This is a genomic window from Haloferax sp. Atlit-12N (assembly GCF_003383095.1).
Classification (GTDB): Archaea; Halobacteriota; Halobacteria; order Halobacteriales; family Haloferacaceae; genus Haloferax.
The window spans coordinates 147,200-160,049 of record NZ_PSYW01000003.1; the positions used below are offsets into that span (position 1 = coordinate 147,200).

Annotated in this window: 11 protein-coding genes; all 11 read right to left on the bottom strand. The window is 63.8% G+C overall.

Features of this window, described 5'->3' with window-relative positions:
• Positions 1-739 precede the first annotated feature (739 nt).
• Positions 740-1,537, bottom strand: coding sequence for an L-rhamnose 1-dehydrogenase (rhcB, locus tag C5B90_RS15040; RefSeq protein WP_052367687.1), 798 nt, complete (start codon positions 1,535-1,537; stop codon positions 740-742).
• Between the two features lie 51 nt (positions 1,538-1,588).
• Positions 1,589-2,440: a 2,4-diketo-3-deoxy-L-rhamnonate hydrolase gene (gene rhcF / locus C5B90_RS15045; RefSeq protein ID WP_115882759.1), complete on the bottom strand. Its 852-nt coding sequence runs from the start codon at positions 2,438-2,440 to the stop codon at positions 1,589-1,591.
• A gap of 84 nt (positions 2,441-2,524) precedes the next feature.
• Positions 2,525-3,283, bottom strand: coding sequence for an IclR family transcriptional regulator (locus C5B90_RS15050; protein WP_115882761.1), 759 nt, complete (start codon positions 3,281-3,283; stop codon positions 2,525-2,527).
• 211 nt (positions 3,284-3,494) lie between these two features.
• Positions 3,495-4,523, bottom strand: coding sequence for a TIGR03560 family F420-dependent LLM class oxidoreductase (locus C5B90_RS15055; protein ID WP_115882763.1), 1,029 nt, complete (start codon positions 4,521-4,523; stop codon positions 3,495-3,497).
• 2 nt (positions 4,524-4,525) lie between these two features.
• A complete protein-coding gene (rhcD, locus tag C5B90_RS15060) occupies positions 4,526-5,731 on the bottom strand; it encodes an L-rhamnonate dehydratase (protein WP_115882765.1) in 1,206 nt (401 codons plus the stop codon).
• A gap of 186 nt (positions 5,732-5,917) precedes the next feature.
• Positions 5,918-6,952, bottom strand: coding sequence for a 2-keto-3-deoxy-L-rhamnonate dehydrogenase (gene rhcE / locus C5B90_RS15065; RefSeq protein ID WP_058828517.1), 1,035 nt, complete (start codon positions 6,950-6,952; stop codon positions 5,918-5,920).
• Between the two features lie 168 nt (positions 6,953-7,120).
• Entirely contained in the window at positions 7,121-8,302 is a 1,182-nt protein-coding gene (locus C5B90_RS15070; protein ID WP_115882767.1) for an ABC transporter ATP-binding protein, read from the bottom strand.
• Positions 8,303-8,398: 96 nt separating this feature from the next.
• Positions 8,399-9,364 carry a carbohydrate ABC transporter permease gene (locus C5B90_RS15075; RefSeq protein WP_115882769.1) on the bottom strand — a complete coding sequence of 322 codons (966 nt, stop codon included), beginning with the start codon at positions 9,362-9,364 and terminating at the stop codon, positions 8,399-8,401.
• The gene (locus tag C5B90_RS15080) at positions 9,364-10,290 is read right to left on the bottom strand and encodes a carbohydrate ABC transporter permease (RefSeq protein ID WP_115882771.1); all 927 of its coding nucleotides are present in this window, start codon (positions 10,288-10,290) and stop codon (positions 9,364-9,366) included. The genes C5B90_RS15075 and C5B90_RS15080 overlap by 1 nt, the downstream gene beginning before the upstream one ends.
• Before the next feature lie 58 nt (positions 10,291-10,348).
• A complete protein-coding gene (locus tag C5B90_RS15085; protein ID WP_115882773.1) occupies positions 10,349-11,704 on the bottom strand; it encodes an ABC transporter substrate-binding protein in 1,356 nt (451 codons plus the stop codon).
• 209 nt (positions 11,705-11,913) lie between these two features.
• Complete coding sequence (gene rhcC / locus C5B90_RS15090; RefSeq protein ID WP_115882775.1) at positions 11,914-12,783, bottom strand: L-rhamnono-1,4-lactonase; 870 nt, start codon at positions 12,781-12,783, stop codon at positions 11,914-11,916.
• Positions 12,784-12,850 lie beyond the last annotated feature (67 nt).

Here is a 12,850-nt window from a genome sequence, read left to right on the forward strand (position 1 = left end):
ATAGGGTTGGATGAGATGGGGTTCGGTGACTCACGCGGAGACCGAATAGTGACGCGGAGCTGAGTCGAGAGTGCAGAGGCTACGTAACCGACGGGAGACGGCCGAAAAATGGAGCATCAATGGGACGTTGTGCTCGATGAGGTAGCCACCCCACGCGTTCATGAGTACCAGTTGGGCAGGCGTACTCGGTGGGGGCTACCGCGCGTACAGTATGACTGACGTACTGATGGCTATCGTGCTGGTCGCACGGGATGCTGATCACACATGGGTCAGATTGCTCCGACCATATGCTACTACGAATCACACCCATATAATAATTATGTACTTGGCAACCGTTGTGAGTAGCATGTGAATCCCGCCCGGAGCCGCCGGTTCGACGCCGATTCTCGAAGGCGACCGGGGGCCGCCGGGCATTGGCGACATTCCGCGACGCGGGTCGAGACGGCCCATCACGGGCGTCTCGGGAACCCCGGCCCCGCGCCGTCGCGTCAGTTCGCGTCGGGCCTCCGGACCGACTGACTGCCGAGATACGACGCAAAGTACGTCCGACGATGCCGGACGAGAATTGCTCGTCGTGAGCATCGATTCGAAACCGACGTATTGAATCCTAAAGCATTGATTTCGGCCGTATCAGAGTCTCCAGACAGCAGTCGTCGAAGTGGACGTATCGAAGCGAATAAAACGGGACGCCGGCGGTGGTGGTTGCGGTGAAACGTCTCGAAGCCCGTCGAAAGAGGCGTTATTGCTTGAGGTAGCCGCCGTCGACGGCGATGGACTCGCCGGTGATCCAGTCGCCCTCCTCGGAGAGCAGGAGGACCGCGACGTGACCGACTTCCTCGGGTTGACCGATTCGGTCGAGGATGTGCACGTCGAGCGTCTCCGCGAGGATTTCGTCCGGCGACTTGCCCGACTGCTCGGCGTGTTCGTCGAGCCACGCTTCGACCATCGGCGTCTCGACGGTGCCGGGCTTGAGCGCGTTGACGGTGATGCCGTGGTCGCTCAGTTCCTTCGCCAGCACGGTCGTGAAGGCGAGGACAGCCGCCTTGGACGCGCCGTACGCGCCCTGTCCGGCGAACGGTCGCTCCGCGCCGACCGACGAGATGTTGACGATGCTCCCCTCGATTTCGCGGTCGACCATCCGGGCGGCGACGGCCTTGGAGACGAGGAACGTCCCCTTGGCGTTCACTTCGAAGTGGAGGTCCCAGTCGTCTTCGGTCGTTTCGAGAAGCGGGATGGCCTGCTGGACGCCCGCGTTGTTCACGAGGCCGTGGATGTCACCGAGCGAGTCGATAGCGGCGTCGACGGCGGTTTCCACGCCCTCGGCGTCGGTCACGTCGACCTCGTACACCTCGGCCTCGCCACCCAGCTCGCGAACGAGTTCAGCTGTCTCCGCGGCCACTTCGGGCTTCGTGTCGAAAATCGATACGTCGGCTCCGGCCCGGGCGCAGCGGACCGCGATGCCGCGGCCGATGCCGCGCGCGCCGCCGGTGACGACGATATGCCTGTCTCTCAGTCGGGTGTCTGTGTGCGTGCTCATAGTCGGTAGTACCGGGATATCGTATAAATAATTGCGCTGTACGCCGGCCGGTTACTCGTCGCGCTCGGCGACGACGGGGTTGGTGAGCGTACCGATGCCCTCGATTTCCACGTCGACGCTGTCGCCCGGTGCGAGCAGTTCCGGCGGGTCGCGGAAGATGCCGACGCCGCCGGGCGTGCCGGTGGAGATAACGTCGCCGGGTCGGAGCGTGGTGATGTTACTGATGTACTCGACGACCTCGTCGACGCCGAAAATGAACTCGGAGGTGTTGGACTCCTGTTTCGTCTCGCCGTTGACGCGGCAGGCGACGTCGAGGTTGTGCGGGTCGAGGTCGGCCTCGGGAACGAACGTCGGCCCCATCGGGGCGAACGTGTCGTAGCTCTTGCCGCGGAAGAACTGGCCGTCGTCGAACTGGGCGTCGCGGCCGCTCACGTCGTTGATAGCGGTGTAGCCCGCGACGTAGTCGAAGGCGTCCTCGGCGTCGACGTTCTTGGCCGTCTGGCCGATGACGACGCCGAGTTCGACCTCGTAGTCGACCTCGTCGATGGCCGCCGGGTGGACGATGGGGTCGCCGGGGTTCGTGACGGACGTGCCGGCCTTCCCGAACAGAAGCGGACGTTCGGGCACCTCTTCGTCCTGTTCTTCGGCGTGGTCGTGGTAGTTGAGTCCGACACAGACGATTTTTCCGGGGCGCGGGACGGGCGCGAGGAGTTTTACCTCCTCGACGGGGACCGACTGGTCCTCGGCGGCGTCCGCGGCGTCCTCGACGACGGTGAGGAAGCCGGGGCTGTTCAGATTCTGGACGGTGACGTCTTCGCGGAGGCCGGAGAGCGGGACGACTTCGTCGTCGCGGCGGACGCCCCATTCGGGGGCACCGCCCGCGGTGTATCGAACGAGTTGCATCGTTACACTCTGCCACACCGTGATACGTAACTGTTGCGCTCTACGCAGCATTGCGACGGCCGAGGTGGGTCCGCAGTCAGCCGACTACGAGTACGTCAGATTCACTTCGATGACGTTCGCGCTCTTGAGAATCTGGTTCGGCAGTTCCTCGGTAAAGCGCTCCTCGCGCATCCGGCTTTTCGGCCCCGAGACGCTCACGGCGGCGATGGCGTAGTCGTCCTCGTTGAGTATCGGCGCGGCCACACAGCGCATGCCCTTAACGCGCTCTTCGTCGTCGTACGAGTAGCCGCGCTCGCGGACCTGTTCCAACACGTCGAACAGCTCCTCGCGGTCCGTGATAGAGCGGTCCGTCACTGACTCCAGTCCGTGACGGTCCAAGATGCGCTCGACTTCCTCCCGCGGCCGGTTCGCCATGATTGACTTCCCGAGGGCCGTCGTCTGCAGCGGGACGCGCATCCCCGAGTGGGTGTCCAACCGGACGGCGTCGGGGCCCCGCGACCGGTACAGGAAGACGCCGACGCCGTGTTCCTCTATCATCAGGTTTGCGTGCTCGCCGGTCACCTGCGCGAGTTCGTTTATCTCGGGACGCGCGATTTTGAACACCTTCTGGCGGGACCGCGCGTGAGCGCCCAACTGGAGGAACCGCGTGCTGACGTAGTAGGTGTCGCCCTCCTTGACGAGGTACTCCTGTTGCTCCAGCGTCCGCAGATGGTCGTGAATCGTGCTGGTCGGCTTGTCCAGTCGCTTGGCTACCTCCGAGACGCCCGCCCCGTCGAGCTCCCGCAGGAGGTCGACGAGTTCGAGCGAGATTTTGACCGCGTTGACCGGAACGTCCTTCGCCATAGTTAGTTATGAATCCTCATCCCTCAAATGTCTTTCCGCTATGGCCGGAAATGATGGGCGTCACGAGCGACGAACTCCGAGTGAGAAATATGAATAATCTAAATAATTTAGATGTTGTAGATATTCTGGTAAACGAATCGCACGAGGATAGCAACAAAGAAAGCGAGTATCCGAAGCGACCGAGCGCGGCGCGCTCGACCCGTGGGGCGTCTCAGCTAAACTGCGGGATGACTTCGTCCGCGAACAGTTCCATGCCGTCGGTGTCGGGGAAGTCGATGAACCAGCCCTGGAACTTCGTCACGCCCGCGTCGATACGGCGCTCGATGGCCTCCGCGCACTCCTCGGGCGTCCCCATGATGAAGTACTCGCGGGCGTCTTCCTCCGTCACGATGGGCGCTTGGTCCTGATACTCCTCTTCGAACTGGATGGGCGTCATCAGGTCGAGCAGGCGGTCGAACTTCTCTTCGTCGCGCGTGCAGATGACGTGCCCGTCCCACGAGTACTCGATTTCGTCGGGGTCGCGGCCGACGGTCTCGCAGTGGTCTTCGATGACGCTGATTTTGTGTTCGAGCGTCTCCACGTCGCCGTTGAACACGTCGGTGTTCCACACGTCGGCGTGCTTGGCGACGAGTTTGAGCGTGACCTCCTCGCCCTGTCCGCCGACGAGAATCGGCGGGTGCGGGTCCTGCACGGGGCCCGGCACGCAGTAGGCGTCCTCGATTTGGTAGTGCTTCCCGTCGAAGCTCGCGCCGTCGGTGCCAGCGTCCCACATGCGCTTCATGAGGCGGATAGACTCGTCGAGGCGCATCAGGCGCTCGAAGCCGTCGCGGTACTCCCAGCCGTAGGCGTCGTACTCCGGTTCGTGCCAGCCCGCGCCGAGGCCGAGTTCCAGCCGCCCGTCGGAAATCACGTCGAGCGTGGCCGCCATCTTGGCGACGAGCGCCGGGTTGCGGTAGTCGTTACAGAGGACGAGCGAGCCGAGGTTGATGTCCTCGGTGAAACCGGCGATGGCCGACAGCAGCGTCCAGCACTCGTACTCGGCGTGGTCGCGGCCCAACAGCAGGTGGTCGGGTGCCCACGCCGCATCGAAGCCGAGTTCCTCCGCCTTCTGGACGCCCATCTTGGTCGTCTCCCAGTCGAGCGCCTCGTACGCCGGGGTGTCGCGGTGCGTCGGCTCGGTCCCCTCGTCGGGCGCGCCGGCGAAGACGGGGACGTTGTACTCGAAGCTGATGTCAGACATCGTTACTCGATGGCGAAGTGTTCGAGCGCCTCGCGGTTCAGTTGCGTGCTGACACCGGGCTCGTCAGGGAGCGGAATCGACCCGTTTTCGGGCGACGGCGGGTTCTGGAAGATGGCGTCGGCGTAGGTGGACTCGCGTTTCTCCTGGCGCTCTTCGAACCACTCGGGGGTCGGGAAGTACTCCGCCATCGGCATGTTCGTGTGGCCGGCGATGGCGTGGAGCGTCGGGTTCGTGCCGGCGTGCGGGATGACGGGCACGTCGTGGACTTCGGCCATGTCGGCGACCTTCTGGAGTTCCGTGATACCGCCGACGCGACCCACGTCGGGCTGGAGGATGTCGACCGCACCTTCTTCGAGGAGGTCCTCGTGGCCCCAGCGGGTGAACTCGTGTTCGCCGCCCGAAATCGGCATCGGCGCGGCCTCGCGGACCTCGGCGTAGCCGGAGATGTCGTCGGCGATGACCGGCTCCTCGACCCACGCCATATCGTACTTGCCGAGGCGCTGGGTCATCTCCTTGGCGTACTTGACCGACCAGCCCATGTAGGCGTCGCCCGCGATTTCGATGTCGTCGCCGACGGCGTCGCGGACCGTCGCGACGATTTCTTCGTTCTTCTTCATGCCCTCACGGCCGTCCTCGGGGCCGTGGAGGAAGCGGAGCTTCATCGCGTCGAAGCCCTCTTCGACGTACTGGATGGCCTCGCGTTCGAGTTTCTCCATGTCGACGGGGTGGAGGTTCGACGCGTAGGCGGGAATCTCGTCTTTGGTGGGGCCGCCGAGCAGTTCGTACACCGGCTTTCCGGCGTCCTTCCCGGCGATGTCCCACAGCGCCTGGTCGACCGCGCTGATGGCCATGACCGCGACGCCCTTCCGGCCGAACGGAAGCGTGGCGCGGTACATCTGCTCCCAGAGCAGTTCGCGCTGCATCGGGTCCTTGCCGACGACGATTTTCGAGAGCGTCTCCTCGACGACGGTGGCGATGGCTCCGGTGCCCCAGTTACCGACGCCGACGCCGGTGATGCCCGCGTCCGTCTCGACTTCGACGACCACGTCGCCCACGGGGCCCATCCACTTGCGGCGGGCCTGCGGGTTCTCGCCGTCGACGTTGCGGTACTCGTCGTACTTCGACATGATGGTGACGAGCGGGAATTCGATGAACTCGCCCCACGACTCGTTGCTGATTTTCGTCGCTGAGATGTCTGTAATCTCCATGATTTGTTTGGTACGACCTCACATCCAATCGGCACGGGTAAAATAGTTTCTGTCGTTGAGCGACCGGTGGCCCGGAGAGGTCGCTGTTTCGTCAGTCGGTCGGCCCCGCCGTCAGTCGGTCAAAGAGTCCGAATCGGTCGGTGATACGACGGCGACGCCTCGGTGGGGTGCCTCGTTCGCGTCGTTTCAGCCGTCGAACTGGAAGACCGGCTTGCAGGTCTCGGAGTCGAGGAACGCCTCGAACGCCTCGGCGGGTTCGTCGACGCTGTAGGAGGTGTCGAGAATCTTGTCGACCGCGATTTCGCCGCGCTCCATCAGGCGGAGCGCCTGCTCGAAGTTCGTCCACGTCGAGCCGTAGGAGGTGTTGATATCGATTTCACCGCGAACGGTCGAGGTGAGGCTGAGTTCGCTCGGCGAGTTCGGGATGCCGACGACGACGATTTGGCCGCCCTTGCGGACCACGTCGTTCCCGGAGACGACGCCGCTGTGGTGGCCGGTGGCGTCGAAGACCACGTCGAAGCCGATGCCGTCGGTCTGGCTCTCGACCCGCTCGTCGAGGCCGCCTTCCTCCTGGAGGTTCACCGTGTCGATGCCGAGGTCTTCGAGCAGCGGGAGGCGATACGCCGCGTCCTGTCCGAGCCCGGAGACGACGACGTTCGCGCCGAGCGAGTCGGCGACGGCGGCGACGAGCATGCCGATTGGGCCCGGTCCCTCGACGAGGACGTTGTCGCCGGGCGTCGTCACCGACTGGTCGAGGACCGCGCGCGTGGCGATGCTCGTCGGCTCGGTGATGGCGGCGTGCCGGAGGGGAACGCCCTCGGGCACCGCGTGGACGTGCTCGGGCGTGACGGTGACGTACTCCGTGTACGCGCCGTCGCGGTGCATGCCCGTAATAGAGAAGTTCTGGCAGACGTTGGGCTGGCCGTTCTGACACTGGAAGCAGTGGCCGCAGTCGTGAATCGGCTCCTCGACGACCTTGTCGCCCACCTCGAACGTCTCGACGTTCTCGCCGACTTCCGTGACCGTCCCGGAGTACTCGTGACCCATGATACGCGGGATGGGAATCCACTCGTAGCCGCCGTCGTACTTGTAGGCGTGGGCGTCGCTACCGCAGAGACCCGCGGTGTGGACCTTGATGAGCAGTTCGTCTGCACTGGGAGTGGGGACCTCTCGCTCTTGTGTCTCTACCGAGCGCGGCCCGGTCTGAATAATGGCTTTCATAGTTGCGAATAACCGTGTGAGTTCGTCTCGTTTACACCATGTGAACACACCGATTAATATGTTTGGGTGCGGGCGGAAGATTTCGGCCGTAGCGCGGCTGAAGCCGCGGCTAAGTGGGCTTCGAAAGCCCGTACGATAGGCGAAGGTGATGTCTCCCGGACGTTCGGCTCAGATTTCGACGCCGTCGGACTCGGACGACTGAGACTGCGACTGGACGGACGCGCGGTTCTCGATGCGCCGGCCCTTGCGCAGCGCCTCCGTCTCGGCGTCGAACAGGTAGACGTGTTCGGGCGCGATAGAGAGCGACAGCGTGTCGCCGGACGACAGCCCGTGGAACTCACCGATTTCGGCCGTGAGGTCGCCCATCGGTCCGTTCCCGTGGACGATTGCTTTCGTGCCGACCGGCTCGACGACGCGGACCTCCACGTCGAACGTCAGCCCGTCGGCGCGGCGCTTGTTCGTCTGATAGAAGTCCTGCGGGCGGAACCCGACGTTGACGCGCCCGGGCGGCACCTCCGTGTCGAGGGCGTCGCTCGGCAGTTCGAAGTTCACGCCGTCGAGTTCGACGCGAGCGCCGCCGTCGGCGTCAGCGACGACGCCGTCGTAGATGTTCATGTCCGGGCTGCCGACGAACTGCGCGACGAAGAGGTTCGCGGGCTCGTTGAACACCTCCTCCGGACGCCCCAGCTGCTGGAGCGCGCCGTCGTTGAGAACGGCGATTTTGTCGGCGATGGTCATCGCCTCCTCCTGGTTGTGGGTCACGTACGCGGACGTGATTCCGACCTCGGACTGCAGTTCGTCGATTTCGGTCCGCATCGTCTTGCGAAGCTTGGCGTCGAGGTTCGCAAGCGGCTCGTCGAACAGGAACAGCCGCGGCTCGCGGATGATAGCCCGGCCGAGCGCAACGCGCTGTTTCTGCCCGCCCGAGAGCTGTGCGGGCTTGTTGTTCAGGAGCTGTTCGATTTCGAGCATCGTCGCGACCTCCTCGACGCGCTCGTCGATGTCCGCCTTCGACATCCCGTTGTCCTCCCGCTTGAGGCCGAACCCGAGGTTCTCCCGGACGGTCATGTGCGGATAGAGCGCGAAGTCCTGGAACACCATCGCCACGTCGCGGTTTCGGGCTTTGATGTCGTTGACGACGACGTCGTCGAAGCGAATCTCACCGGACGTCGGCGTCTCTAGTCCGCCGATCATCCGGAGCGTCGTCGTCTTCCCGCAACCGCTCGGTCCGAGCAGAACGAGGAACTCCCCGTCTTCGACGTCGATGTCGAGGCTGTCGACCGCGACGACTCCGTCCTTGTCGGGGTCGCCGAAAATCTTCGTGACACCGTCTACTGTGAGGTGTGTCATTGTAAAACATTACCGTAGAACGCCCCTTAAAGCTAGCGACTGAATACGAAAATTGGCCGCGGTGTGCGGCACCGAAAGACGGCGACTGAGAGGGTATTATCCCTTGATAGCGCCGCCGGTGAGTCCCTGCACGAAGTAGCGCTGGATGTAGGCCAGTCCGAGCAGGACGGGGAGCGAGATGATAATCGAGGCCGCGGCGACGACGTTCCACTGGGTGTTGAACCCCTGCACGAACGTCAGGAGCCCCGGCGGAACCGTGTACCGCGAGTTGTCGAGGAGCGTCAGTGCGAACACCAACTCGTTCCACGCGAGGAGGAACGCGAAGATGAACGACGCGATGAGCGAGTTCCGCGCCATCGGCACGATGACGTACCAGAACGTCTCTATCGAGCTACACTGGTCGATGCGGGAGGCCTCGATAATCGAGTCCGGGAAGTCGTCGAAGAAGCCCTTCATCAGCCAGACGACGAACGGCGCGGTCATCGCGCCGTAGATGAGGATCAACACGAGGTGCGTGTTGAACAGGCCGAGCGCCGAGACGAGTTCCCACTCGGGGACCATGATAGCGGTCCCGGGGAACATCAGCGACGCGAGGAAGATGCTCATGAGCGCGTTCTTCCCGACGAAGTCGCGGCGTGAGAGCACGTACGACGCGGCCGTCCCGAGGACGAGCGCGATTGCGCCCGCGCCGACGGCGACTTTCAGGCTGTTCAGCACGAGCGACAGGATGTCGATGTCGATGGCCGACGACGCCTGCCATCCGAACAGGTTGGCGAATAGCGAGGTGTAGCCGCCCGCCTGAATCGACGACTCGACGACGAGCCGGAAGCCCTCCAACGAGAACTGGTTCGGGAAGACCGTCGGCGGAATCTGTTGAATCTCCGCAGTGGTTTTGAACGCCGTCACGACCATCCAGTACAGCGGGAAGAGGACGAACGCGAAGACGACGAGCGTGAGTAGCGCGACCGCCGTCTTACGGACGTACGCGCCCGCCGTGGTGTCGAACAGCCACGACTCGTTCCGCCGGAACTCGGCGGCCGGGTCGGAGTCTTGCGACGCCATCAGACGTCACCCCGCACTTGGTCGTACACCTGGATGTAGTAGTACGAGAACACCAGCAGGACGACGAACAGGATGAGCGAGAGCGCCGACGCCAGCCCCACGTCGAAGTCGATGAACGCCGTCCGGTAGATCATGACCGGGAGCGTGCTGCTGGAGACGCCGGGGCCGCCCTTCGTCATCACCCAAATCATCGAGAAGTTCCTGATGTTGTAGATGAGCATCAGGAGGAACCCGATGGCGAGGTTGTATCGCATCATCGGGATGGTGATGAACCGGAACTGCTCCCAGGGCGTCGCGCCGTCCATGCGCGCGGCCTCGTAGAGGTGCTCGTCGATTCCCTGCAGGGACGTGAGCGTCAACAGCGCGAACAGGGGTGCGAGCCGCCAAATCATCCCGATGATGGGCGGCCACAGCGAGAGCTCCGTCGAGCCGAGCATGACGATGTACTCGTCGATAACGCCGAGTTGGACGAGCAGTTCGTTGATGATGCCCTGCGACCCGCCGAACATGAACTGCCAGATGGACGCGCCGACGACCCGCGGAAGGACCCACGGGATGAGCACGATTGCGCTCGCGACGCTCGTGTACGGGAGCTTCTCGTGGAGGAGCCAACCCATCAGGAAGCCGAGGACGATAGCGGCGGAACTGCCGACGACGACCCACACGAGCGTGTTCCACAGGACCTGGTGGATGGTCGGACTCGACCAGATTTCGGCGTAGTTCGCCAGTCCGATGAACTCGGCCTCGCTGGGCGCGAGCAGGTCCTTGTTGAAGAAGCTCGAGTAGATGGCCTGCGCGATAGGGTAGAGGATGAACAGCCCGACGAGCGCCGTCACCGGCAGGACCGGGAGGTACACTTTGACACCCTCGGGAATCCGCTCGGAGACGCTCTCGAACGACCCCCTCGCCTGCTTCGAGTAGCTCATGGCCTCGTCTCACCACCGCAGGCCCGCGGTTGTTCGAGCGACGGTTCGAGTCGCATTGTCAGGCCAGCTCCTCGTCGATGACTTCCTGAACCGACTCGTTTGCGGCGCTACAGGCCTCTTCGGCCGTCGCGTTGCCGAGGACGACCGGCTGGATGACCTCGGTGTTGATGATACTCTGGACCGACGCGATGCCCGAGAACGACGGGAACCGCGAGGTGCGCGTGAACAGGTCGTCGTTCTCGTACAGCGTCACGAGGTCACCGAACTGGCTCCGGAAGAGGTCGCTCGGGTCCTCGAAGGCGCTTTCGAGCGTCGGGACGCGCCCGCGGATACCCACGTCGTTCTCCGCGTCGTAGGTCCACGCTGCGAGCTGTTCTTCGGAGTTCCACCAGTCGGTGAATTCGAACGCAGCCTGTAGCTCGGCCTCCGATTCGGTGCCGTTACCGAGCATGAAGCCCTGCGCGTTCTGCAGGAGCAGGTCGCGGGGTTCGAAGCTCCCCGACGGGCTGTCCGGTAGCGGCGCGCGGGTGACGGTGTGGCCCTCGCCGTCGAGCCACGCCTGCGGCGCGCCGGTCGTCTGGTAGACCGCGTTGGCGTGGGAGTACGTGATGAAGATGCCGGACTCGCCCTCGCGGAGGAGACGTCCAGCTCCGATGTGGTCGTTCTCGGCCATCGAGTTGGGGAACAACCCGGCCTCGGCGATGTCCTGATAGAGCCTGACGGCGTCGACGAAGCCGGGTTGGTCGACCGTCGCCTCCAGCGTCTCGGGGTCGAAGTACCGACCGCCGTTGGCGTAGACGAAGCCGATGAAATACCCGGTCGTCAGGCCGAAGTCGGTCCCTGGCGCGGTAATTGCCGCCGACACCTCGTCTAGCTCCTGCATCTCCTCGCCGAGTTGGATGAGTTCCTCCCAGTTGCGCGGCGGGCTGTCGAAGCTCGTCTGTTCGAGGTAGTCGGTTCGGATGTCCACGAACGGACCGAGGTCGGCGTAGCCGCCGGGGAGGCCCCACTGCCGCTCCCCTTCAGTGTCGCCGAGGCTGTCGTAAATCTGTGTGTCGACGTTCGCCTGGATGAACCGGCTGTTTATCTCCTCCAACTGGTCGGCAAACTGCTCTTGGTCGAGCGGTTGGATGGCGCTCGCACCGACGTAGTCCGGAATCTGCTGCGTCTGGCCCGCCATCACGTCCGGGAGATTGTTGTTGGCCGCCGCGGACGCGATAATCTGGTACTTCTGTCCCCACTCTTGGTGCTGGTAGGTGACGTCGTGGTCGCCGTAGTTGCTGTAGTGGTTACTGATGTATTCCCGTTCGGCGGGGATGCCGCCGAACAGCCAGAAGTCGAGCGACTGAGAGCCCGAACCGCCTCCACCTCCACCGGAACCCCCGCCGTTGCCACCGTCGTTTCCGCCACCCATACAACCTGCCAGCGCCGCGGTGAGACCCGCTCCGAGCCCAGTCACATAGCGCCGCCTGCTGAGCCGGTTCGATGAACTACTGCCTGTCATGGTGTGCCATTACAAACCAATATATTCATTATAATAAATATACCGGTGCAAGCCGAGAGACCGGGGGACCTAGTCGCCGGAAAGACGGTGAAAACACGCGACAGAGCGACGACGACGACTCACCCGAGGTCGACGTGCCGCCGGAACGACTTCCCGGTCAGCCACGACCGGTCGGCCGTCGACAGCGAGTCGACCTGTTTGAGCCAGTTGCACGCCTCCGCGTAGCTGGCAACGTCGCTGACGTTGGGGTAGTCCGAGCCCCAGATGACCCGCTCGCGCCCGAAGGTGTCGAGGAGCCACCGGACGTGGTCGTGCATATCAGCGTAGGGGAACGCCGAGTCCGACATGTGGACGATCTCCGAGACCTTCACCGCGACCGAGTCGTGTTCCGCGAGGTCGGCGAACCGGCTGAACGTGCCCTCGTCGGTGGGCGTCTCCGGGCCCGCGTGAGCGAAGTGGTCGAACAGGTAGGTGAGTTCCGGATACGACTCGACGAGTTCGAGCGCCTGGTCGAGTTGGCCGTGGTCGCAGAGAATCTGGACGGCGGCGTCGTGCTCGACCGCGGCCTCCCAAAAGGCGGTCTCCTCGACGCTCTCTCGGAGCCACGTCACGCTCGGGTCGAACGTCTCCCACATCTGGTCGTACGGGCAGGCCGCGCCGAGTCGGAAGCCGAGGACGCCGTCAGTCTCCATACAGCGGTCGAGGCGCTCGACGGCGTCGTCGGCGAAGGGGTCGAGCATCACGATGCCGTGGAGTCGGTCGTACTCCGCGGCGACCCGTCGGGTGTACCAGTTGTCCGTCCAGTCGCAGATGGGATAGCCCACGACGACGGCCTCGTCCACGCCGTGTCGGTCCATGTCGGCGAGCAGGCGCTCGGCGGTGTAGACGGTGTGTACGTCGAAGCTATCCACGAGGTCCAAGATGGGGCCGTTGGTCCACGGGTGTTCCGAACTCGCCGCACCCCACGCGTGGGTATGGGTGTCTATCATTACAATCGACGACGGGCGTTCCCGTACTAAATCTTACCCGCCGAAAAGCTAAGACGGGTGCCGCCGA